This is a genomic window from Nostoc sp. FACHB-110, assembly GCF_014697425.1.
GTDB lineage: Bacteria > Cyanobacteriota > Cyanobacteriia > Cyanobacteriales > Nostocaceae > Nostoc_B.
This window is the reverse complement of record NZ_JACJRU010000017.1, coordinates 17,536-41,176: the sequence shown is the minus strand read 5'-3', so window position 1 is coordinate 41,176 and position 23,641 is coordinate 17,536. Positions and strand designations below refer to the sequence as shown.

Here is a 23,641-nt window from a genome sequence, read left to right as displayed (position 1 = left end):
AAGTTGCAGCTACACAGACAAAACCCTGATTTTTTGTTTGTGTAGCCGAACTAGTGCGTTCGGTTGCCAGACTCCCTCACTGGCGGACGAATTCTGTGCGTTGGGGCTAAGTGCAAGATATGTGATTATGTGATGAGAACTTATACCAATTCGCAATTAAGAAATCTAGCTTCAGTAAGACTTCCCTGATTTTTACCTGCCGCATTCTTTTTTCAAATTGGTATTAACTTTGACCCTGCAACAAAAGTTGGCATCAGCAGAGTGAGAGATGGGGTGTTTTTATTATGGGTTTGGCTGAGATAAAAATCTGGCAATAAGATACAAATTTTACTAATGCACACATCAAATTTTCTGTCAACAGTTAAGAGTATTTTTGCTATCAGTCGAGAAAGCCCCCGTAGACGGTCGAGGGCTTGGTAGAAGCAATAGCAAGACTGAGTATGAGGGTTATCAATTGCGATGATTATTGCTGTAGCGTACCCGCGTACCAGCCCAAAGTAACTTCTCGCGCAGTGTTTGATAATAGGAATTGTTCTCGCGTAAAACAATAAATTTAGCCCGACATTCAGCCATACGTACATCCACACGATGTCCAGGCCAAATAGAAGTAGATAACACGCCATCCATCCACAATTTGGTACTCAAATCATAGTCACCCAACGGCCAAATGCTCACTACAGAACCAGGAGGTAAGACCAGAGGACGGCTAGAAAGACTCATGGGACAGATAGGCGTGATGGTAATCGCTTCCATCCCATCGTGCATGATGGGGCCATTCGCCGAAACTGTGTAACCAGTGGAACCTGTGGGGGTAGAAATAATCAACCCGTCTCCCACATATTGATCGACGACTTCACCATCAATTTCCATTTCTAAAATTGAGGTGATCATGCGATCGGCAGAAGCGGGTTTGACGCAAAATTCATTTAAAGAAAGATAGCGTTCGGTGACTGGTTGCAAGTTGGTGCGATGACCTTCATACACGGCCGCTTGCAGCATCATCCTGCGTTGGATGGCATAGCGATCTTCTAACAAACGATCCCAAACTTTTTCCGTATCTTGAAATTCATCTACAGACTCGGTTAAAAAGCCCAGATGACCGCCCACATTCACGCCAAGAATAGGGATACCAGCTGGGGCTAAATGTCTGGCACTAGTTAAAACAGTACCATCACCACCGAGTACTAATGCCATATCGATTGGTTGACCAGCAGAAGCCAAAAAGACTGGATAAGGGTTGTCTTTTGGCCCGCTAGGCCCCATTAATACCTGGCAATCGCGATTTTCTAGCTGCTTGGCACAGATTTCTGCCCAGCGTTTACTTTGAGAATCTCGCGCTTTATAAGCAATGATTACCTGCTTGAGTTGCACGCAAAATTACCACTTCAGGAGATTAAACTGCTCCATATCAACGGTGTCACGGTTACGATAAATCGCCAAAACGATCGCCAAACCCACCGCCGCCTCAGCAGCCGCCACGGTAATCACAAACACGGTGAATACCTGACCCTTAATTAATGTTGAGTCAAGAAAGTTGGAAAATGCCATTAAATTCAAATTAACAGCATTCAGCAGCAACTCAATTGACATCAGCACTCGCACAGCATTACGGCTGGTAATTAAGCCATAAATACCAATACAAAATAAAGCTGCTGCTAGTAATAAAAAGTACTGAAGTTGCATGAATCTAAGTGTTCCTTCTGAAATATGCTAACTGCAAATGTTACTCTTGAGGTTCTCGACCAGCTGAAACCAATTCTCTAGGGCGTTCTGGCAAGGTCAATATAGTTTGTCCTAATTCTGAAGATGTCGGTTCAGGTAAATACTCACGACGTGCCAAAATAATTGCACCTACCATTGCCATCAGCAACAGAATCGAAGCTAATTCAAAAGGTAATAAATAGTCGCTAAAGAAATGTTCACCAATCAAAATTATGGAACTTTCTCCAGCTACAGGGGTAGTTGAGTATGCCCAAGGAGTAGCCAAAACCATTGCACTCAATAGCCCAAATAACCCTATACTCACCACAGCTGTGAAGATTTTTCGCAACCAAGCACTGGGATATGGTGTAAAGTCTTGGCGTTTGTTTACCAACATGATGGCAAACAAAATTAACACGTTAACCGCCCCAACATAAATCAACACTTGGGCGGATGCAACAAAATCAGCATTTAATAGCAGGTACATTCCCGCAATGCTGATAAATACGCCTCCCAACATAAAAGCTGAATAAACAATGCTGGAAGATAGCACTACAGTTAGTGCTGCTCCAATCATCATCACAGCTAATATGCCAAACGAAATAATCTGTACACCTTCCGCTAGATTCACTTTTTTGTCCTCAGTCAAACAATTTTGGATTTTAGATTTGCGATTTTAGATTGATGATTTTAGATTTGTTCCGCCGAACCCTCAAAGTTAACTGGATTTCCCTGACTATTAACTGAATATTGGGGCTGAAAACGAAATTAATCCAAAATCCAAAATCCAAAATCTAAAATTTTTCAGGTCATTGGTCATTAGTAAAAGACATAGGACAAAGAACAAATGACAAATGACAATTATTTTTCTACAAGGTCTTCAGGACGTGCGCCAGCACGAGGGGCATCTGCGGGTAAATCGTGAGGGTCGAGTACGCCTTTGGGTAGATAAACTAATTCCCTTAATGGTGTCACCATCGGGTCATTGGTCACTTTGTAAGGTAGACGACCTAGAGCTACGCTGTCGTAGTTTAATTCATGGCGATCGTAGGTGGAAAGTTCGTATTCTTCTGTCATTGAGAGACAGTTGGTTGGGCAGTATTCCACACAGTTACCACAGAAGATACAAACCCCAAAGTCGATGCTGTAATGTTTGAGCTTTTTCTTTTTACTGCCTTTGTCAAATTCCCAATCCACTACAGGTAAGTTAATGGGACATACGCGCACACAAACTTCGCAGGCGATACATTTATCAAACTCATAGTGAATCCTACCGCGAAACCGTTCACTGGGAATCAGTTTTTCGTAAGGGTACTGTACGGTAACTGGTCGCCGCCGCATATGGTCAAAGGTTACAGATAAGCCTTGACCGATATAACGACCAGCTTGTACTGCTTCTTTGGCGTAATCACCAACTTGCTTCAGGAACTTTAGCATTGTGTTTCACACTCTCTTTTCAATTTTGGATTTTGGATTTTGCGAAAAGTTGCGTGGGCGGGTTTCCCGACTTGAGCAAACTTTTCAAGACGGATTTTAGATTTTAGACTCAATCACGCCACTTGCTTCAACGGGGGAAACCCCCGCAACGCAGTGGCTCCAAAATCTAAAATCGTCAATCTAAAATTGGACTATCCACCAAAGGCGACGGGAAAAGCTAATTTCAGGGCTGCGGTTAACAGGAGATTAACCAAACCAACTGGTAACAAAAACTTCCATCCTAAATCTAGTAATTGGTCAATACGTACCCGTGGTACTGTCCAACGCAAGAGGATGGCGATAAACACTAGGAAGTAGGCTTTGAGTACGGTCATGGTAATACCCAAACCAGCTGTAACTACCTGTAATACCGGGTTAGTTTCACTAATGCCTAGTAAACTGGCGAGGGTATTGAGGGGAATGGGAAAATCCCAACCGCCTAAATATAAAACTGAGACTAATAAAGCCGAAAGTACTAAGTTCACGTAGGAACTGAGATAAAACAAAGCAAATTTCATGCCTGAGTACTCAGTTTGATAACCTGCTACGAGTTCTTCTTCTGCTTCGGGTAAGTCGAAGGGTAAGCGTTCACATTCTGCTAAAGCGGCAATCCAAAAGATGAGAAAGCCGACTGGTTGTCGCCAAATGTTCCAGCCAAGGATGCCGTAACCAGATTGCTGATTGACGATATCCACTGTGCTGAGGCTGTTAGACATCATAGCGATCGCCAGCACACTCAGTGCCAAGGGAATTTCATAACTGATAGATTGCGCTGCTGCCCGCAACCCCCCTAAGAGGGAGTATTTGTTATTGGATGCGTAGCCTGCCATTAACAAGCCAATGGGCTGAATGCTAGACAAGGCAATCCACAAAAAGACACCCATACCAATGTTTGTAATGACAATATTCTGTCCAAACGGCACAATCAAATAAGACAGAAATACTGGCAGTACCACAATGATGGGGCCGAGAGTAAATAACCAGGGGTCAGCTTTACCTGGTACAATGTCTTCCTTAAACACCAGCTTTAAACCATCGGCAACTGGAGCAAGTAAGCCAAAAGCCCCAATAAATTCAGGGCCAATTCGCTGCTGTGCTGCTGCTGAAATTTTTCTTTCCAACCACACACACACCAATACACCTACTGTTGCCCCAATCAGCATCAGGATCATTGGCAACGGCATCCAAAGTGCTTTGGCTGTGCCGTCTGATAGTCCTAAATCCGTCAGGGATTTAATAAACGTTCCTTGAAGGTCAATTCCTGAATTCATGTTTCCGCTCTTTAAGTCAGTTGAAGTATGAAGTATGAAGTATGAAGTATGAAGTATGTAGACGCTTTTAGCGGCTTGCCGCAGGCTAGTATGAATTTTCTGCTTCAAACTTCAGCCTTCAGCCTTTCTGAGATGACTCCTGATTTAAGATTTGTTGCCATATTCCCATGCCTAGTATATCGTTGCATGGTTTTCAGTCCTTGTAGCTACACAAGAACTTCTACTTATAGGTAGGATTGAGATTCACTATGGGGTGAGTATGGAGAAGTATGGAGGCTGAAGGCTAAAATTTTTCAGACTTCATACTTCATTGGCATCAAAAAACTGCCGCTTCCATGCTGGCAACGGTTTATTTGCTGTTTATAGGATTTCTGATTCCCTAAATTGGGTGGTTGATGCTGATATTTTTAGTTGAAGGTAGGTGCAGTTTTAACTATCAAAACCCCGGTTAACGTTGTTCAAGTGGGGTATAAGGAACTTCGTGCTTACCGTTGTAAACCTGTGTGGGACGGAAAATGCGGTTTTCTGCTAGTTGTTCTTTCCAGTGAGCTAACCAACCAGCAACGCGGGCGATCGCAAATATTGGTGTAAACAAGTCGGTGGGAATTCCCATCTTTCTGTACACCAAACCAGAGTAAAAGTCAACATTAGGATAAATCCCTTTGTGACCAAGTTTTTCCTCAACTACTCGTTCCATTTCTTGGGCAATGTCGTAATATTTATCTGCCCCAAACTTGGCGAATAGCTGTTCTGCTAGGTCTTGTAAAATGATGGCTCGTGGATCTTTCACTTTGTAGACACGATGCCCAAAACCCATCAGCTTTTGTTTGTTTTGTAGGCGCTCCTCGACATAAGGACGAACGTTTTCGACCGAGCCGATTTCTTCCAACATTTGAATCACTTCTTCGTTGGCTCCACCGTGCAACGGCCCGCCCAAAGTGCCTACAGCACTAGCAACTACAGCATAAGGGTCAGTCAAGGTAGAAGCTGTTACCCTAGCACTAAAAGTTGAAGCATTCATTGTATGCTCAACGTGCAGAATCAAGCAGATGTCAAAGATTTTGGCCGCCAAAGCATCCGGTTCTTTCTCGTTGAGCATGTAGAGAAAATTGGCGGAATAATCTAGGTTATCACGCGGCTTTACAGGGTCGTTACCCTTACGCATCAACTGAAATGCTGCCACCATTGTGGGGATGGTTGCTATCAAGCGTACAACTGAATCCCGAATGTAAACAGGATTATGTAAATCCCGCTTAGAGTAAAACAAGCCTAATGCCGCCGCCGAGGCTTGCAGAGCATCCATTGGATGACCGCTTTCCGGGAAGGATTTCATCATATCCCGAATCCGGTATTTAATCCGCCTGTGGAGGCGAACTTCTTCCTCAAATGCTTCGAGTTCTTCTTTACTTGGCAATTCACCCCAGATTAGGAGATAAGCAGTTTCTAGAAAGGTACTTCTGGCTGCTAATTCCTCAATCCGGATGCCACGATATTCTAGTATTCCCTTCTGCCCATCCACGTAGCTGATACTCGATTGGGCTGCGGGAATGCCTTCTAAACCAGGCTTGTATTCGCACACCATCATGGCAACACCATTTGCTTTGTGAAATATCCAATCACGCTAACTTACCAGAAATTATTTTCGCCATAACAGTAGGCATTCTCACAACAATTCTTCGAGAAGAGTTGAAAAACTGTCATAGCAAGTACTTGGGTGGTGTCAACCAGAACATCTGACTACCACCCACAATAGAACCTATTTCTGGTAGTTTTATTCCGATCATACCTGCTTTTTTCAGGACTAAGCAGCCCTTGACATCTCCCCAAAGGAGAATTTCTGCCCAACTACTCAAATCAGGTTCATGTCCTACCAATGCAAGTTGGGTATTTTGGGAATAATTTTTTGGTTCTAACCAATAAACCAACCAACTGGAAAGATTACCACCAGGGGCTAGATGGGTTGATTCTTCCAATTGCGCGCTTAATCCTGTAGTGACAAGAATTTCGGCTGTTTGGCGAGCGCGTACCAAAGGGCTAGTCACAACTAAATCAAACTTTAAACCCAGCTTGAAAAGACGCTGGGCGACTTTCTCCGTTTTTTGCCTTCCTTCTTTGGTGAGGTGTCGGTCTTCATCTTTGATACCAACTTCTCTTTCTTGGGCGATGCCATGCCGAAATAGATACAATTCCACAATAATAGCCCTGAGTGCTGAGTTAGGAGTTACGCCTGATGTTCATTAACATATCCTAATTCTTCTTGAATACTACCAGTGAGTAATTTTGGCGATCGCTCCACATACCAATAAAATGATTATTTACAGAATCTAAATCTTCTGACGCAGAGCTAGGTTCAGTGTTTTTATATCTTTGTCGTCAAAAAGCAATAAAATCGATTATCTGAGGCTGTGCTTCAGTAGGAAGAGATAAGAATTCATCAAGTAATTCTTGTTGTGTCATTAAAATTACTTTGTTTTAGCAAAATTAGTTATCATATTCACTATCTTGCCATACCTGAAAGCGGTGAGCGACACACTACAAATTTTTACACCATTCACACTGCTCAAATCTCTGTTTTAAAAACTGTTTTTTGGGACGGCACATTTCATCTTGTGGAACTCGTAGTTCTTTGCCCTCAAGCGTTCGATATTCAGTTTTTTGCAGAGTAGGGTGAATATGAACATTCATTGTTTCTGGATTGATAGCAACAAGATTTAAGTCAAATAAGGTATGTAAATCTGCACGTAATAATAAACCATTTGATGGTTCATTGTTCTCTGTTTCAATATAAGGAATTATATGAGCAGCTTCAAGTGCTGCTTCAGCATCAAAATTGGTAATTGCACACTTACCAGAATAAGCATTTAGCAAAGACTGACGAAACTTTTGTTGCCCTTGTCTCCTAGCAATTGATACAGTAATTTTTTCACAAGCATCAGCATCGCTTTTAAAAGTCAAGAATTTTTCTTTATCAAGCTTTTCTCTCTCAGCTATTAGTTTACTCTCATCTGGCAATGGTTTGATGATTGGCTTTGTATCTGTGAGCCTCTTTAAAATTAATTCACAAGACTTTATTTGATTAACTGCTTTTGCACATTTTAAATCAATTTTTAATGCTAATTTATAAGTCTCAATTGCAGCTTCATAATCTTTTTTCTGCTTGAAAGCATCACCCTTCTCCACAAAGACATCAACAAGCCTTCGTCCTTGCCCTAACCTTTGCTGTTTAAGTGAATGCTCTTCCCATGCAGAATTCAAAAAAGGAGCAGCTTTACTATTAAACCTAGCTCCGCCTCTTCCAAAATTAAAATTTACTCCTTGGAATTGAGACAATCTCTCTAAATGTTTTTGTTCTAAAGGAAAATTAAAATCTACTACTGAATCGATTTCAATATGAACATAAAAACGCCCATCATAATCATCCACATATGCTGCACTTAAATCTGAATATTGACTCGTATTCAACAGCCTTAATTGTTCATCTTCTGGTGCTGCCTTAACATAACCAGCAGCAATAAATCCTCTAGGCTCATTACCAGTATTTCCGCTTCTCTGGAGATAAGCTCTATCTCCAACTTGTATAAATCTGGAATTCCAGCAACTCCAAGAAATTTGATAGGGCTTGCCTTTTTCAATTTCTAGCTTTATTAACCTTGGAAGTTTACTGTTTTTGATATTGCATAGAAAAATTAGAGTTTCCATCAGAGATACAATTAGCTAATCATGACAATCATGATGTTAGCCATTAAATATACTAAACATAAGCCGTATATTTACTATGGTTTTGAACTGAATTAACCAAAATTTAGATTCATAAAGTAAATAAACAGCCAAGAAATAAATTTCTGGGCTGCAAATTTAAAGTTAGTTAATTTTTTACTCTCGATTCGTAGCCTTTGAACGCAAGATTACTCTGACTGAATTGGGTTATCTTTAGGATTGACTAACTTGAGTAATTTCTGCTTAATTTGAGCATCAAAAACATCCCATTTCATCTTGGCGTAGGCAGGGTTTTCGTTACTACCAGAGAGGAAACCCATTGGAATTTCAAAGCCACCGGCACTGGTTCTACCACCACCAAAAAAGCGTCCAGTGCTGTCTTGACCAAAGGCTTCTTTAATAAATTCGTCGGGGTCGAGGGTGAGTTTTGTGGTTCTCAGGGAACCGATAACTACTTCGAGTTCATCGTCTTCATCGTGAACGATGCCGTAAACTACGGCAGTATGAACGTTTTCTTCGGTGACTAAAAAATCAGCTGCTTGGGGAATCGCATCGCGGTCGTCGTAGCGCAGATAACCAACACCAGCGATGGAAAAGTTATTTTGGACGATGCGGTTTTTAAGCGATCGCTCAATCACATCCATTACCCGTTTAGAACGGTTCGCCTGAAGAATCGCGTTTAATAGTTGAGCATCATAAAATCGGCTCAGGTAAGCAGCAGCCATAAAATCTTCTTCTTGTGCTTGCATCAGTCGATTTGTATCTGACCTCAAGCCGTGCATCAAGGCTGTGGCACATTTTACGTGTTGACTAATGCTGCTGTCTAAAGCCAATAAACCTGACTGCAAATACTGAGTAAAAATCGTTGCTGTTGCCCGCACATAAGGACGGACATCAACAAATTCGGCTTTCAGTTCTGCTTGCAAGCTGTGATGGTCAATCACTGCTACTAACGGCATTCCTGACTGCTGTATTGCTGCTAATAACTGACTCGTTGTGCCTTGGTTATCAATTAAGACGAAGCCTTGATAACAAGATAAATCTTTAGATTTGAGGTTTTGTGGTGTCCAACGCTGGGCTGGTAAACCTGTAAGCTTGACTAGGGCTATATTCTCTTGATGACTCAACGTGCCAGCATAAATAATTTCACACTTAATGTCATATTGTTGAGCAATTAGCTGGTACGTCCAAGCACACGAAAGCGCGTCTGGGTCGGGAAAATCTTGCAAAATGATCAATTGGCGATCGTGCCTATGCGCTAGGAAGGTCTTTTGCAGTTCCTCCGATTTTTGAAAAGCTAGGGAATTGTTGCGCTGACCGACATAAATACTTACACTATCACCTGTAGATGCTGGCAAGGAAGGCCTATTAAGCGGCACTTCCACAGTTTCTTTCTCTACCTCAGCATCCTCGGGATTCGGTTCTGTGGTTAATGAAAAACTTTCTGACTGCTTCAAGGAAGAATTTAGTTGCATAGAAAACATCTTTGTTAAGTGTGAGGCTCTATTAATCGAGAAAGTTATAACCAGCAATTTACTGATTTAGCCACACATTCTGATCTTCGCAAAAATATAGAAACGTGGGGATATGTATGTTGGTGTATTTTTTGTCAAGACGAATAGTCAAAAATTTATCAAATTCTGCCAGATTACGGATAGACAAAGAATCTATGACTATTCACTTGATGAGCAAACGCTGATTTTAGATAATTGCAATCTTGATCTTAACTAGACCATTCTCTCAATTGCCGAGAATTTTTTATGCCGATCTAGATTTTTTTTAGTTGTGGGTATACAATAGAAGACTGTTGAATTGTTTAGGCAGATGCCAGCAAACTACTTTGACAGCTACTTGGGTGTCACCCCGTTAGCAGCCGCAGTCCTTGTCTAGGATGCAACATCAATTTTAGTAGTGTGTTAGCACCTGACCTGCCAATTACCCCAATAATAACAAAAGTATAGCATCCTGTATTAGGTTGCCTTTACATTGCTATATCTAGGGTTAAGTTGTTAGCGTCAAAGACCTATCACATATTTTTGCCACTCTTGATGCAGTCCATTCTTCAGATGTTTACTAACCTCAAAATAGAGGCTGCTATAAGGTTGGCGGGGTAAGTGACGCAAAAGCATATGGGCTTCTTGAGGTGTGCGATTGCCTTTTTTGACATTGCAACGGACACAAGCCGTAACAATGTTTTCCCAGGAATCTCCTCCACCCCGCGATCGCGGTATGACGTGATCTAACGTCAACTCATCCCCTGTGTAACCACAATATTGACAAGTATGTCCGTCACGATGCAGAATGTTGCGGCGAGTCAGAGGCATTTCCTTGTAGGGAACGCGCACATAGTGGCGTAGCCGGATTACCGTTGGCAACGGGAAACCCGCGTAAAGGAACCTGCCATTGTGTTCGACTCGTTCTGCTTTGCCTTTAATTAACAAAACCGCAGCGCGCCGCCAACTCGTGATATTGAGAGGTTCGTAAGAGGCGTTTAAGACTAAAACCTTACCCATTGATTAGTAGCTCAAGGTATTAGTTTTACATATATTAACACGAATCTATTCTCATTGGGAGATGAGAATAAATTATACTTCCGGAAGAATTCAATAATTGGTGTATTTAATAAGATATCATTTGCCGAAAAGCTTTTAGGAAAATGATCCCTTAATATTGATGATTCAGACTGAGCAATACAGAGATTTTCTATGTTGTCAGTTTTGAGTAGTAAAAATAACTTAATAAATTTTTTATAACTTAGGCAATAGGAATAAGGAAGCAAAAATCTTGATTTCTCATACCTAATTAATTTAAGAAAAACTTCCCAATTGGGCAAGAAGTAAGTTATATGAGTATGAATCAGGACTTACGCACAAAGATTATCTGTGGAGATTGGGTTAATGGGTGAAAGGGTATAGGGTGTAAGGATTTTGAATCAGTACACCCCTATACCCCTGAACCCCTAAACCCTCGCCAAAACCCTTGATTTTTCGTTTTGATGCGTAAGTCCTATGAATATCCAAAAAGTACATATTAGAAACTTAGGGATTTTTCAGAAATAAATTATCCATATTGTGGTTTGGGCATTTTGCTCAAACTAAGGATGGGAGAAATAAAACCATTTGACCAAAAATTGAGGATTTTTTATCTGGAATTCCCCTAACAGTGGTGTGATAGGAGGAACAAAAAAATGCTAAGTCGAAATCAAACGCCTGGTGTGGCATCAAATCAACAATGCGACACCTATGCGTGGTTTTCTCAGCGTGCTTGGGTGGAAGTTGATTTAGGGGCTTTATCGGAAAACGTCAAGCAATTCAAACAGTTTTTATCTCCCAGCACTCAGTTGATGGCGGTAGTTAAAGCTGATGCTTATGGGCATGGTGCAGTAACAGTTTCCCAAACAGCATTACAAGCGGGGGCAGATTGGTTGGGAGTGGCTACAGTTCCAGAGGGAATTCAACTAAGAGAAGCGGGTATACAAGCACCAATTTTGATTTTAGGGGCAGCACAAACACCAGAGCAAATTCATGCGATCGCTCATTGGAAACTCCAGCCAACTTTGTGCAGTCCTAAACAAGCTTTCATCTTTTCTAATATTTTAGAAACCATTAACTACGCTTCCCCTATACCTGTACACATTAAATTAGATACAGGAATGTCGCGCTTGGGAACTAATTGGCAAGAAGCCACAGAATTTGTGCAATCAGTTTATCGTTTGCCGCATTTGACTATTGCCAGTATTTATTCTCACTTAGCCACTGCTGATAGTCCTGACCCAGCTATCATGCAAGAACAGCACCAAAGATTTGAGACGGCAATTGCCCAAATCAAGGCTATGGGAATCAAAATACCACGCTTACATTTAGCTAACTCAGCAGCAACTTTGGCTGATCGTAATTTGCACTATGATATGGTGCGCGTGGGTTTGGGTGTTTATGGACTTTCCCCAGCAGCCCATTTAAATCATCAGATTCGCCTCAAGCCTGTACTACAAGTCAAGGCCAGAATTACGCAAATCAAAACCATCGCTGCTGGAACTGGTGTTAGCTATGGTTATCAATTTGTTGCACCCAAACAAATGCGGATAGCAGTTGTGGGAATTGGCTATGCTGATGGCGTACCTCGTAATCTTTCTAACAAAATGCAGGTGTTGTTGCACGGTCAAAGAGTGCCACAAATTGGGGCTATTACAATGGATCAGTTGATGATTGATGTCAGTACAATTGCTGATATCCAAGAAGGTGAGGTGGTGACTTTACTGGGCGACCAAGGTCAAGAACAAATTACAGCTGATGATTGGGCAGCACAATTAAATACGATTTCTTGGGAAATTCTTTGCGGATTCAAGCATCGGCTACCGCGTGTTGGTGTTGTGTAAATAGGGAGTAGGGAGTAGGGTTGACAGATGTCTAATATTTTTAGGCGATGATTCGTCTTTATCTATACTGTGAGTAGTGTAAATTGAGAGGCGTGATTATCGACTATACAGCCAATTTTTCTAGCTATTCCCTATTCCCTTTCCAAATATGTTATGCTAGTATAGTTAGCTGATGCGGATGTGGCGGAATTGGCAGACGCGCTAGATTTAGGTTCTAGTTCCGAGAGGAGTGAAGGTTCAAGTCCTTTCATCCGCACTGTCAGTAAAAAAATAAAAACTAAGTGAGAGTGACTAGTTATGTACAGTGAGACATTGTTTGTCATAGGTGACAGATTAATGTCATTGTGACTACTTAATTGTCGTCGTGAGCCATTAGTGTTTCTTAATTAATTGATGACAAATTAAATGTCATCAATAATATAATACGCTCTGCAATTATTATACAAAGCAATTAAAACAAGCGGATGAAAGGACTTGCTTTCAACCCACCCCTAAATTTAATAGTTACTGAAACCCAAAACTAATCTCGGTTTAAAAGATTTTGAAACCCACCCAGTACCTCGAGGGTTGTTGCCACCTAACAACCCGGTGCGATCGCTTGGCAATGTAACGCCTTTCAACCCACCCAGTACCTGGAGGGTTGTTGCCACTTCACGGTATCTGGAAAACGTTATTTTGGGTTTTTCTCAACTTTCAACCCACCCAGTACCTGGAGGGTTGTTGCCACGTCTAACCAAGAAGTACCCCCCACCCACAAAAAGCCTTTCAACCCACCCAGTACCTGGAGGGTTGTTGCCACGAAGTGCGGCGGTTTCTTCGGGAACAGAATTGACCTTTCAACCCACCCAGTACCTGGAGGGTTGTTGCCACCCACCGATTGTCAAATGGACTGATAGGGGAGAACTTAACTTTCAACCCACCCAGTACCTGGAGGGTTGTTGCCACCAAGTACCGCAGCGAATTCTCTACCTGTAACACTGGCTACTGATGCTTTCAACCCACCCAGTACCTGGAGGGTTGTTGCCACTCTAATTCAGGGAACTACAGTGTACAAGGTTCTAATCTTTCAACCCACCCAGTACCTGGAGGGTTGTTGCCACCTCTGATGCTTTGGGCGTATCGCCTATTGTCATCAACTCAACTTTCAACCCACCCAGTACCTGGAGGGTTGTTGCCACCCAAGTACAGATTCTACACTCCCAGCGACCATCAGCTTTCAACCCACCCAGTACCTGGAGGGTTGTTGCCACCCGATAAGTAAGCGTTAATTAAATTTGCCAACGCGCCCATCTTTCAACCCACCCAGTACCTGGAGGGTTGTTGCCACTAGCGATCGCCATGCTTGGGAACAATTTCCTGAATCCCTTTCAACCCACCCAGTACCTGGAGGGTTGTTGCCACCCACCCAGTGACAAAATATTGTGGAGCCGTTTTTCCAGATGTCTTCAGCGCGAATGTTTCCCAATTTCTCATTTGAGCCTTAGCCTCAAGAATTATGTCTTAGTGAAAAAACGATGAAATCAAGAGTAGATAAGGTATTTGGAACTTGCGCGAAACAATTGGAAATTTTGCCTTGATTTAAGCCCTTCAAATAAAAAATTGGGGAGGGTTCCCCCTTGATCGGGGGTGATTGGGTAGCCACTACAGCAGTACATCCGCGCCCTTATTGCTGGGAGCGCACCTATCCTATCCGAAGATAGCAGCATCAGGGTGAGCAGCTACCAGGGTCAGAAAGCAAGACTGTATTGCTACAGTCAAACTAACCCTCATTTAACACAGTTCAGAGGCTGCAAGCAGCATGAACTGCGGCGCTATTCAATATTATTCCATTATCAAGGTTCAGATATTTGTCAACTTCGCTTAGTTAGGCGAAGATTATAAGCACAGAGGGCTAATTCTTTTGCTTTATCCTGGGGACTGCCACGAACAGGTTGTTGACCTTCCTCAATCACAATTTCTATCTGAGCAGCTTTACTTTGAATGCTTTGGATTAATCTGCCGTAGCTCCAGGAATGAACATTGACTCGATACTGTTTGGCGTATTTTTGCTGGATTTCTACCGAGCCAGGACATTTTGTTTCAGCTATAGCTTGAATTTCACTTTGGAGAATCTCTCGCATATCTCCTAATTTAGGCAAAACTATACTACCAGCTTTGTAAGTTTGCGCGATCGCAACAATTTCTTTTGCCAAAAATCTGTCCACATATTGTCCTAACTCAGATTTGCCAAACTGATTCGGAGAAAAACTTTTTTGGGCTTTATGGCGTTCGTGGGATAGAGATCGCTGTTGTCGTCGCTGACGATTTAGCAAGTCATAATTTTCACCTAGTAATTGCCTAATACTGCGGTAAGCCAAAACTTTGTTTGCGATCGCATCGACTATGGCTATAGTTGCAGGTTTTTCTAACCCTAAGCTTACTCCAACCAATATGTGTGATTGACCTTGGTACAGGGGTTTACTAGGACGCTCGAAGGAATTATTTATGCGAGTTAGTGTAGATTGTTTACGCAGAATAAAAGCTTGCTGAGTATTACTCAGGTCTGTCTTTTCTTTCATCTTGCTGATGAATTTGGTAATCTCGTGTGCTTTCTCTTGGCGAACTTGTTCTGTTCCTTCAGCACTCCACAGGCGATTGTCTACACAGCAATAAAGGGTCAATCGGTTAATTTGCCAAGGTTCACCTTTACCTTCACCTTCTTGCCAAGCTATACGACCATTTCTGAGAGTGAACAAACCGCTAGAATGTTGATTCTTGCTTTTGCGTTTAGTTTGTTGGTCTTCTAAGAAGCGTTTAAACCAATGTAGTTGACGGCGATCGCAATAGACTTCAAAAGTTAAGTCACTTAAGCCATTGAAGTGAACACAGAGTCTACCTTTTTCATTTTTTGACCAAACTAGGTCTTCATTCGTTTCAAAAATTAAGGGAAATGGAAGAGAACTTGATCGGGTTAATAGAATATCCTGCCAGCGTTTTGCTTCAGCATTGTCTTCTGAAACGGTGGTTGTAGCAGTGAAGAGTGTCTCTAACCATTTAGCATTGGTTAAATCTCGACCCTTGGGAATTCGACTTGTTAGCTTGTCTGTTAGCCGTTGAATTTGGATTTCAATCTTACGGCGGCGTTTAGCAAATTTTTCTAGGTCTTCTTCTTTGTCATTAAGTTTGCAGCCATTTTTCAGTAGGTAGCTAATGGCGCACCGACTGAGTATGTCGTCCGTTTCTTGGTAAGCATCAAATAATTTATGAGATAAGCTACGGTCAGGATTGGAAGCGGATGATTGTTTGGATTTTTTAGTCTTTCCTCTTTTAGTCAAAGGAGCAGCTACGTCAGATTCTGGCGTAGCCATTACCAAAATCTCAGCAGCTTTGGTACGAATTGCCTCTAAGCTACAACCGCTAATTTCTACTAATTCAGCATCGCTGTTGAGCATTTCTAGCCAGCGTATTTTGCCATCAAGCTGCTGCTGTAGACGTTTTTGAATGGTTAACCAAGATTTGTAGATGTAATCCACAACATGAATTGCAGATAGATATAAACGGCTTGGCTGTCCTGCAAAGCGAGAGTTAGTTTTCAGGGATTGGCAAAGTTGGTTAACAACTGTTGAGGGCAGTTTGCCATTTTTTCGCCATTTCTCAAAATCTGGATGTTTACTAAGTTGTTGAAGCAGTTCGTTAATTAGGGGTGTGTTCAATTCTGCCATTAACTTCCAGAGTTGTTGGCGGGTAGATTTACTGGCAATTAGGCGACATTGAATAGTAATCTGGCTCATAAAAATAAAATAACATAAAAACACATCATGTTGTACAGAAAACTAATGTGTTTTAAGAGATGCTTCTATAGGATGAATCTTATGGAAGGAAAGTTCTACACAAGCACAGAAGCAGCAGAAATTACTCATTGCTCTCGCCGCCAGTTGCAGTATTGGCGAGAGAAGGGAGTTATAGTACCTACTGTTAACAGTAGTGGCAAAGGTCGTAATGTTTACTACTCCAAAGCTGACCTGTTGGCGTTAACGGTAATGGAACAGTTGCTATCAATCGGTTTAAATTTTGAGGTTTGCCATGCAGCATTAGAAACACTACGCGAACGGGAACCTTGGCTATTTGATGAGTCTGTCCCAGAAGAAAAGATGAAGCGACTCATGTTAGTACCCACGCGATCGCATGAACAACCTTTGCAAATGGCAGAGTTTGATAAACAAGCTGCCCTAGAAGCACTTTGTCAAGGACAAACGGTGATTCCCTTTTGGTGCGATCGCATTCACGAACTCTTACACCAAAATCTCAAACGCTTTAGCAAGTAATATTAAGTAATATTACGCTACATAAGGATGCTGATTAGCACTTTTATACTGCTGATAAATATGGAGAAATACTATATTACTCAGGTTATCTACATCGCTATCATCGTAGGCATCTACAGGTAAACCTGTGTCTTCGCTGTATAAATAATCGTAAATAAAACTCTTAATTGTGGCTCTTGTAGATTCCTTATCCCGCCAGTTTTCTAGTTGCTGTAATTGTGATTTCACAGCTTCAATTAAAGACTGAGCAACTTGTTTGATGCGGTTTCTAATTCTGGTATCCAAATTATCTTTAGATGAGCAAAGCAAGTCAAAAACGGCAAGGTGTTCTTCGCTTAAACCTTCGCGGACAGCACGAGTATCTTCTTCAGATAAGTCTTTGACAAGTTTCAGCAGTTCCTCAAATGTTTGCTCAATGGCTACTCGGTCGGTTTCGCGGTTATAGTTTTGCATAACTTGTTGATAGCGCGTGTAGTAGTCAATGCAAGATGGGTTTTGTTGGATCATTCGCTGAAGTTGGCGTTCGACGGCTTCTTTCAAAGTTTGAACTGAGGTATTTTTAGTTGGGGAATTGGCAAATTCTGCTTTTAATAACTCAAAGTCTATATTGCTGATATTGTAAGTTTTGCCTGACTCTGAACCTGGAAGACGAGAAGTATCAACGTTGATAAATTCGCTAACAATACCTTGTAAGGAACGGAGAACAGCGTTGATATCTAGAGATATTTTGTGTTGTTCGTGTAAGTGTTTGTAAATTTGCTCAATGGCGTTATATCTTCCTTGATAAGGTGCAGTTAATTTCGGTTCAGTGATTAGTGCCTGTTTCTTTTTAAAGACTTCTCTTGCTAATACTTCAAAGCGGGCGCGAGATTCATCGTTAGTACAAACTGTATTAACTGCACTCGATAAAGCAGCAATTTTATCAAATCCTTCTGTTTCTACCAATTCTTGCAAGTCAAACCCCAGATTGGCGATGTGGTCAATACAACTTTGAAGTGCGATCGCATAATCTTTTTGCAATTGGTTCAGGTCGTTGTAAGGTGTTATACTTTCATCTTCGCTTCCTACTTCTGCACGAGAATATCTTGCAAGGGCGGCACGGAGACTTGTTAAAATACCGTTGTAATCAATTAATAAGCCGTTATTTTTACCTTCATGGACGCGGTTTGCACGGGCGATCGCTTGCATGAGAGTATGTCCTTGTAAGGGTTTATCTACATATAATGTGGCAAGGCTGGGGACATCAAAGCCTGTTAACCACATGGCGCAGACAATCGCAAAGCGGAAAGGGTGTTTTTCGTTCTTAAATTCTTCTTCTAGATTGCGACTTTTGATAATTTGGCGATGGGGAATTATATCTAAACCCCAATCTTTGAAAGTTTTAACTTCGTTTTGGGCTTCGCTAATCACAAATAAATATTCGGTTGACTCCAGCCATTGCAGATGTTGCTGGTGTTCCACTTCCTCTTGTTCATCAGCAGCTTGTTTGACTAATTGTTTCTGTGCTTGTATTGCTTGTTTCCAGTATTTATCGATAAGTCCGTGCATTCGCACGGCGGTAATTTTATCTAGACAAACAAGCATGGCTTTTCCTGTTTGCCAACGTTGGGTATAGTGAGCTACTAAGTCTTGGGCGATTCGATCTAAACGTTTTTCGGCGGTAAGGATGAGATATTCTCCCCCCAAGCGACGACGGACAGCTTCTTCCTGTTCAGCGTCGAGTTCAAATTGTTCAATCGCAGTAGCGAGGCGTTGATTTAGTTCCTCGGAAACTGCAACCTGGCGTTGACTACCTTTGTCGTCATAATATAATTCTTCGCCTCGATTGTCGTAGTAGAGGGGAACAGTTGCACCATCTTCAACAGCACGTTGGAAGTCGTAGGTGGAAACGTAGCCACCGAAAACTCGATGGGTAAGTTGGTCTTCTTCCGACTCCATCAAGGGTGTACCAGTAAAGCCGATGAAAGACGCATTGGGTAAGGCTTGGCGCATATTTTCCGCAAGTTTACCGTATTGGGTACGGTGCGCTTCGTCGGAGATGACTATAATATCGGGACGGAGGGAGTAAGTCTCACCTGGTTTGTTGAATTTGTGAATAAGCGTGAAAACGTAGCGATGGTTGTCTTTGAGTAATTCAGCTAATTGTTCACCACTGGCCGCTTGAGTATTAGTCTCTTTGATAGCATCAACGCCAGCGAAGGTTTTTACGATTTGATTATCTAATTCTTGGCGATCTGTGACGATGACAAAGGTAAAATTACCTGGTAATTGGCGGTGGGCTTTGCGAGTGAGAAATGCCATCGAGTAAGATTTACCGCTACCTTGAGTATGCCAAAAAACGCCAAGTTTACCTTCTCGGACTTCTCGCTGTTGAACGGCGGTAAATGCGCGGTTTACACCAACAAACTGGTGATTACGAGCTAGAATTTTGATAGTTTTACCGCTACTGTCATCAAAGAGAATGAAGTTTTCGATGATGTCGAGGAAATTGTCTTTACGGCACATTCCCATTAACATTGTTTGGTAGTCAACTTTGCCTTTTTCTTCTTCCTCTAGACGTTTCCATTCTTGAAAATGGCTGTAGCGACTGGTGATGCTACCAACTTTCCCCTCTATTCCATTACTCAACATGACTATGGCGTTGTGATGGAAAATTTCGGGTATAGTGTCTTTGTAATCGGTGTAGTTGTCTTCGTAAGCCACTCTGACGTTGCGGTGGGTGGCTTTAAGTTCAATAAATAGTAAAGGAATTCCATTAACAAAACCGATAATATCAGGCCGTTTGGAATAGAGAGAACCTTTAATAGACAATTCCCGCACAACCAGGAAATGATTATTTTCGGGGTTTTGAAAGTCAATCACTTTGAGGCGGGGATTGATGGTTTCACCCTCTGGATTTTTGTAGGGTTTCTCTGGGATACCTTCACGGATGAGTTGGTATTTTTTCTGGTTGATGGTAACTAATTGGTCTGAAATATTGGATGTGGTGAATTGGGCGATCGCATCGTCGTATACTTGCTGTGGATGACCAGGATTAAATTTCTCTAGTGCTTGGCGAAGATAGCGTGTGAGAACAACTTCTCGTTTATCTTTGCGTCCTAGTGTACCGTTAGTGCCGAATGTTTCTTTTTTGTATGCGTAAACTGAGTGCCATTTCAGGGTTTGTTCAAAGAAATTAGCGGTAGTTTGTTGCACCAGGCGGTCTTCGGAATATTCGGCACTCATGGGGGTGATAGGTGATACAGGTAGCTCTTATATTGATAGCTTTGGAATTGAGTAAGTAGCAAGTATCGCCTTTAAAAGAATACTTCAAATTTTAAGCGATGATGGATATGTGAGCATAAATGACAATTGGTAATTAAAGATGGTTTCAGCCGAATTACTTAATACACTGCAAGGGCTTAACCGCGCTGATAAACTTTATATTGTGCAGGTTTTAGTATCAGAGTTAGCCCAACAAGAGACTGAACTAATCAAACCTGGACAATCTTATCCTGTTTCGTCTCCTTATGATGCCTTTGAAGCCGCAAATACAATGCTAGAAGTTTTGCAAGTAACCAAAAATCAAAACAATGCCTAGCGTCGAGGAATTTCCTTTTGTCAATGCTGACACAACGTTAGGTGAGGCTGGTTTTCGTCCATATATGCCAATTCAGCTTGTGAGTCAGCAATGCTCAATAACAGCATCCGCTTTGTTAGATACAGGAGCAACAGTAAATGTGTTACCTTATCAAGCTGGAATTGAACTTGGATATATTTGGGAACAGCAGACAGCAACTTTGAACTTGACAGGTAATCTTGCTCAATTTGAAGCTCGTGTTGTAGTGATTCAAGGAGTGATTCGTCAGTTTGAACCTGTACAACTTGTATTTGCTTGGACAAAATCTGTGCAAGTTCCTCTGATTTTAGGACAAGTGAATTTTTTTATGGAGTTTGACGTTTGCTTTTACCGCTCACAACTCTATTTTGCAGTAATTCCTAAGAAAAAGACTTCAGAACCATCATAGATCAAAAGTCAACTTAAGCCCCGGCAAATTGAATTTGCAACTGGTCGGTATCAAAAAGGTACTTCACACTGATTCACTCATTTCGTCTGCGGGTTTGTCTGCGTAACGTAACGATTTTCCATATTCCAAAACTTCCAGGAAAGTTTGCTCATCAGAAATGGAACCAGTCACTTTTTCTAACCAATTGCTAGGGGTGGGAGATGCTATCAGCAGACGTTTGAGTTCGGTAACTGTACGTTCAAGATTTACCAAGCGTTGCTCAATAGTAGTTTCATCTAACATGATTTTTAAGGCTTGTGAATATCAACAGTTGGGATATTTAAATTTTAAGCGATGATGGATGTGTAATTTTAAGCCATTATGGATGTGCGACAATAGATGAAAATGGAGAAATTTACGAAAATAAACAAACTTTTTTTGGAGGAACGCTGGTAAACATTACGCTCCTCTGCGATGAGTCACTGTATGCTTTGGACTTTGAAGCTGATGACGAGCTGTTGTTTTAAGGGAGAGATTTAAGTATGAAGCACGAAATCCTTACCTTAATAGGCAAAAACTGTATTACACCGGGCGATGGTCAGAAGGTGTATGATTTGGTTTATCCAGAATTATTAGCAGAGCATCAGGTTGAGCTAGACTTTGCAGGAGTGGAAATATTTGCTTCCCCCTTCTTCAATTTTGCCATTGGACAATTACTTCGAGATATTGAGCCAGATAAGCTAAATCGTCTACTAAAGTTTTCTAATCTCAATGCAGTTGGTAAGCAGATACTTAAGTTAGTAATTGAAAACTCAAAGCGGTATTATTCCGACCCTAATTTTCGTAGTCGGTTAGACCAAGTTATCAGCGAACAAGCAAATACATATTAATGGCTGTTTCGGAAAGCAACTGGCGAACCCGGAGGGTGATTATTTGACTGTTCCAGGAATTAGAGTTTTTACAGCTAACAGTGGGGCGATTTCCGCAGCCAGAAGTCAAGGTAAGCTTTTGGTAAGGTAATATTTAACCCACAGCATAATCTGTAAATTGGCGTTTAAATGGCGAATGAAAGCCGATGACAATATCCTGTTTGGGGATACCTAAATTTGCTAAATCTTCTCCAACTTCATTTTCTGTTCCGTTGTGTTGCAGCCAAACTTTACCATCTTTGATGTCTAGATGTAAAAAACAACCATAAACACGACGGTCATTTTTCCAGCCGACATTTACAAGTTGATAGTGGTGATGTTCTGTGTCAAAAATTAATTGAGTTTCAATTTCTGGAGCTTGATTAGAAATTGCAGCATATTCTTGGAGAAGTTGCTTAATTATTTGTTGATATTTTTTTAGTTTATCCATTCGACTATCTCCTCCGTTACAGGCTGATAGGTAATTAATTTAAGTTGATATGTTTTGATAATATTTTGTAAAAGTCTGATAGTAAAGAAAGAAGTGTATGTGTCGATGGGAACTGCTAAATAGAGAGTACGGTCTGGTTCTTGTTCAGATAATGCTAGTCGATAGTTAATAAACTGTCCTAAAGCTGTGTGAAATTCAGAAATCGCAGATGTTTTAAAAAAGCTTTTAATTTCAACAGCAATTTTTTCGCCCTCTCTTTCTGCTGCTAGAATTTTTTCCGCACCTAAGTCTATGTACATATCCCCTAACTCGAAACTAACGGATAAGGGATCATGGGTAATTTTCCACCCTTGTTTTTCTAGTCCTTTTTTGACTGCGTTGTGAAAGATATCTCTGGCTGGCATAATATAGCATTATAAAAGATTTTCTACACGGCGATGCTTCCGTTCATCAGGCGAGGGAGGAGTAAATCACGGGCTTGGCGAAGATTCTCATTTGTTACAAGTAAGTTTTTCATCTGCAAGAACATAGGGTTAGTTATTCTAGTAAAAAGTTGCATTGTTTCTTTATCAGGAACTAAAAAATCAAATATCTTTATTTTTTCTAAACTTAAATTATCTTGAGCAGCACCAGTTGAAACATTCCGCATTCTTACTTTAATAGTATCGATAGAGTACTTGATAAATTCCGCGCTTACTTGATTAGAATCAGCCTTATTTTCATCTTTTTGCTGTTGACTTAATTCTCGCTTCGGTTTTCTTTTATGTGGAGTAGTGATATTTTCGCCTCCTTGAAAGCCTTTATCACCCGAAAAAGGTTGAGACTTATCAAACTTTGTCTGAGATTTACGAAACAAATTTATATCTGCTGTTGGGCCAGGAACACCTATTTCTACTTCCACAATATCTTTCCCTTCTGGCATCCCAAACATTAGACTTTTCAATGTATGTTGTCTCTTCTTACCAGAAAAATATTTTTGTTGTTCTTTTTGGTCATAGTCCCTATATATTGGCTGTTCCAGACTATCGACTAATAGCCTAAAATTAGTTAACACTTCTTGAACAAATAGTAAATCACTTTCATTTTTTGAGACTTGTTCTAATAAACTAGCTGGTAAAATATCTCGGAGGATTGGTATCCAATAATGAAAAGTGTCGTTAGCTTCTGTCTTAGAAACGCCAAACATCATTCCTAATACTTGAAATGTTGGCATCTGTCTTAGATAATATAAGCATAAACAGACTTGCTCACTTCTTGACAACTTGGTTGGCCGACCTCCTCCAGACGCATTGATTCTAATTTTTTGGCTCTCCTGTTTCACTTTGATTTCTTGGTGTCGCTTTTCGGCACATCTTAACAGTGATTGCAGTTGTTCGTAACTAATTCCTAAAATTTGTTTTGTTCTATGTGGATATTTCTCGATATAATCAAAAACCATACCTAATTCAGAAA

21 protein-coding genes, 1 tRNA gene and 1 CRISPR repeat array are annotated in these 23,641 nt (G+C 41.2%); of the genes, 6 read left to right on the top strand and 16 right to left on the bottom strand.

The window, feature by feature from the left end; translation table 11 throughout:
• Window positions 1-450: 450 nt before the first annotated feature.
• The 10 genes from H6G69_RS17000 to H6G69_RS16955 all read right to left on the bottom strand — a co-directional run bounded on the left by H6G69_RS17000 (window position 451) and on the right by H6G69_RS16955 (window position 10,678).
• On the bottom strand, window positions 451-1,371 hold the full coding sequence (locus H6G69_RS17000) for an NAD(+) kinase (protein ID WP_190689464.1): 921 nt from the start codon (window positions 1,369-1,371) through the stop codon (window positions 451-453).
• Window positions 1,372-1,377: 6 nt separating this feature from the next.
• Complete coding sequence (gene nuoK / locus H6G69_RS16995) at window positions 1,378-1,683, bottom strand: NADH-quinone oxidoreductase subunit NuoK (protein WP_006199065.1); 306 nt, start codon at window positions 1,681-1,683, stop codon at window positions 1,378-1,380.
• A gap of 40 nt (window positions 1,684-1,723) precedes the next feature.
• Entirely contained in the window at window positions 1,724-2,332 is a 609-nt protein-coding gene (locus H6G69_RS16990) for an NADH-quinone oxidoreductase subunit J (protein ID WP_190689461.1), read from the bottom strand.
• 230 nt (window positions 2,333-2,562) lie between these two features.
• A complete protein-coding gene (gene ndhI, locus H6G69_RS16985) occupies window positions 2,563-3,138 on the bottom strand; it encodes an NAD(P)H-quinone oxidoreductase subunit I (RefSeq protein WP_190689458.1) in 576 nt (191 codons plus the stop codon).
• Window positions 3,139-3,329: 191 nt separating this feature from the next.
• Window positions 3,330-4,448: an NADH-quinone oxidoreductase subunit NuoH gene (nuoH, locus tag H6G69_RS16980; protein WP_190689455.1), complete on the bottom strand. Its 1,119-nt coding sequence runs from the start codon at window positions 4,446-4,448 to the stop codon at window positions 3,330-3,332.
• A 448-nt stretch (window positions 4,449-4,896) separates the two neighbouring features.
• Window positions 4,897-6,033 carry a citrate synthase gene (locus H6G69_RS16975; protein ID WP_190689452.1) on the bottom strand — a complete coding sequence of 379 codons (1,137 nt, stop codon included), beginning with the start codon at window positions 6,031-6,033 and terminating at the stop codon, window positions 4,897-4,899.
• Between the two features lie 112 nt (window positions 6,034-6,145).
• Window positions 6,146-6,640 carry a phosphohistidine phosphatase SixA gene (gene sixA, locus H6G69_RS16970; protein WP_190689449.1) on the bottom strand — a complete coding sequence of 165 codons (495 nt, stop codon included), beginning with the start codon at window positions 6,638-6,640 and terminating at the stop codon, window positions 6,146-6,148.
• 340 nt (window positions 6,641-6,980) lie between these two features.
• Window positions 6,981-8,147 (bottom strand): HNH endonuclease, encoded by a 1,167-nt coding sequence (locus H6G69_RS16965; protein WP_190689446.1) that lies wholly within the window; start codon window positions 8,145-8,147, stop codon window positions 6,981-6,983.
• A 206-nt stretch (window positions 8,148-8,353) separates the two neighbouring features.
• Window positions 8,354-9,640, bottom strand: a complete 1,287-nt coding sequence (locus H6G69_RS16960; protein ID WP_190689443.1) for a bifunctional oligoribonuclease/PAP phosphatase NrnA — start codon at window positions 9,638-9,640, stop codon at window positions 8,354-8,356.
• Between the two features lie 540 nt (window positions 9,641-10,180).
• Window positions 10,181-10,678: an HNH endonuclease gene (locus tag H6G69_RS16955; RefSeq protein ID WP_190689440.1), complete on the bottom strand. Its 498-nt coding sequence runs from the start codon at window positions 10,676-10,678 to the stop codon at window positions 10,181-10,183.
• Window positions 10,679-11,352: 674 nt separating this feature from the next.
• On the opposite strand from H6G69_RS16955, the gene alr reads away from it, so the two are divergent.
• Window positions 11,353-12,540 carry an alanine racemase gene (gene alr, locus H6G69_RS16950; RefSeq protein ID WP_190689437.1) on the top strand — a complete coding sequence of 396 codons (1,188 nt, stop codon included), beginning with the start codon at window positions 11,353-11,355 and terminating at the stop codon, window positions 12,538-12,540.
• A gap of 174 nt (window positions 12,541-12,714) precedes the next feature.
• Window positions 12,715-12,796: transfer RNA gene (locus tag H6G69_RS16945), tRNA-Leu, on the top strand.
• 284 nt (window positions 12,797-13,080) lie between these two features.
• Window positions 13,081-13,941: direct repeats of the CRISPR family, unit length 37 nt; unit sequence CTTTCAACCCACCCAGTACCTGGAGGGTTGTTGCCAC.
• 449 nt (window positions 13,942-14,390) lie between these two features.
• Here the strand turns inward: H6G69_RS16945 and cas12k are convergent.
• Window positions 14,391-16,310, bottom strand: a complete 1,920-nt coding sequence (cas12k, locus tag H6G69_RS16940; RefSeq protein ID WP_190689434.1) for a type V CRISPR-associated protein Cas12k — start codon at window positions 16,308-16,310, stop codon at window positions 14,391-14,393.
• 81 nt (window positions 16,311-16,391) lie between these two features.
• On the opposite strand from cas12k, the gene H6G69_RS16935 reads away from it, so the two are divergent.
• Window positions 16,392-16,844, top strand: coding sequence for a MerR family transcriptional regulator (locus tag H6G69_RS16935; protein WP_190689432.1), 453 nt, complete (start codon window positions 16,392-16,394; stop codon window positions 16,842-16,844).
• A gap of 12 nt (window positions 16,845-16,856) precedes the next feature.
• Here H6G69_RS16935 and H6G69_RS16930 read toward each other — a convergent pair whose 3' ends face one another.
• On the bottom strand, window positions 16,857-20,069 hold the full coding sequence (locus tag H6G69_RS16930; RefSeq protein WP_190689428.1) for a type I restriction endonuclease subunit R: 3,213 nt from the start codon (window positions 20,067-20,069) through the stop codon (window positions 16,857-16,859).
• 139 nt (window positions 20,070-20,208) lie between these two features.
• On the opposite strand from H6G69_RS16930, the gene H6G69_RS16925 reads away from it, so the two are divergent.
• Both H6G69_RS16925 and H6G69_RS16920 read left to right on the top strand, forming a co-directional pair.
• On the top strand, window positions 20,209-20,424 hold the full coding sequence (locus H6G69_RS16925) for a hypothetical protein (protein ID WP_190689425.1): 216 nt from the start codon (window positions 20,209-20,211) through the stop codon (window positions 20,422-20,424).
• Window positions 20,417-20,851 (top strand): hypothetical protein, encoded by a 435-nt coding sequence (locus tag H6G69_RS16920; RefSeq protein WP_190689423.1) that lies wholly within the window; start codon window positions 20,417-20,419, stop codon window positions 20,849-20,851. The genes H6G69_RS16925 and H6G69_RS16920 overlap by 8 nt, the downstream gene beginning before the upstream one ends.
• A 63-nt stretch (window positions 20,852-20,914) precedes the next feature.
• On the opposite strand, the gene H6G69_RS16915 is transcribed toward H6G69_RS16920, so the two are convergent.
• Window positions 20,915-21,133, bottom strand: a complete 219-nt coding sequence (locus H6G69_RS16915) for a transferase hexapeptide repeat containing protein (RefSeq protein ID WP_190689420.1) — start codon at window positions 21,131-21,133, stop codon at window positions 20,915-20,917.
• A gap of 239 nt (window positions 21,134-21,372) precedes the next feature.
• Between H6G69_RS16915 and H6G69_RS16910 the strand changes: the two genes are divergently transcribed.
• Window positions 21,373-21,720 carry an STAS-like domain-containing protein gene (locus tag H6G69_RS16910; RefSeq protein ID WP_190689417.1) on the top strand — a complete coding sequence of 116 codons (348 nt, stop codon included), beginning with the start codon at window positions 21,373-21,375 and terminating at the stop codon, window positions 21,718-21,720.
• 133 nt (window positions 21,721-21,853) lie between these two features.
• Here the strand turns inward: H6G69_RS16910 and H6G69_RS16905 are convergent, their stop codons facing one another.
• Genes H6G69_RS16905 through H6G69_RS16895 form a run of 3 tightly spaced genes read right to left on the bottom strand, consistent with a single transcriptional unit; the run spans window position 21,854 to window position 23,627 of the window.
• Window positions 21,854-22,189, bottom strand: a complete 336-nt coding sequence (locus H6G69_RS16905) for a XisI protein (protein ID WP_190689414.1) — start codon at window positions 22,187-22,189, stop codon at window positions 21,854-21,856.
• Window positions 22,177-22,593, bottom strand: a complete 417-nt coding sequence (locus H6G69_RS16900; RefSeq protein WP_190689411.1) for a XisH family protein — start codon at window positions 22,591-22,593, stop codon at window positions 22,177-22,179. Before H6G69_RS16900 ends, H6G69_RS16905 begins: the two co-directional genes overlap by 13 nt.
• A gap of 23 nt (window positions 22,594-22,616) precedes the next feature.
• Window positions 22,617-23,627, bottom strand: a complete 1,011-nt coding sequence (locus H6G69_RS16895) for a transposase family protein (protein WP_206757646.1) — start codon at window positions 23,625-23,627, stop codon at window positions 22,617-22,619.
• Window positions 23,628-23,641 lie beyond the last annotated feature (14 nt).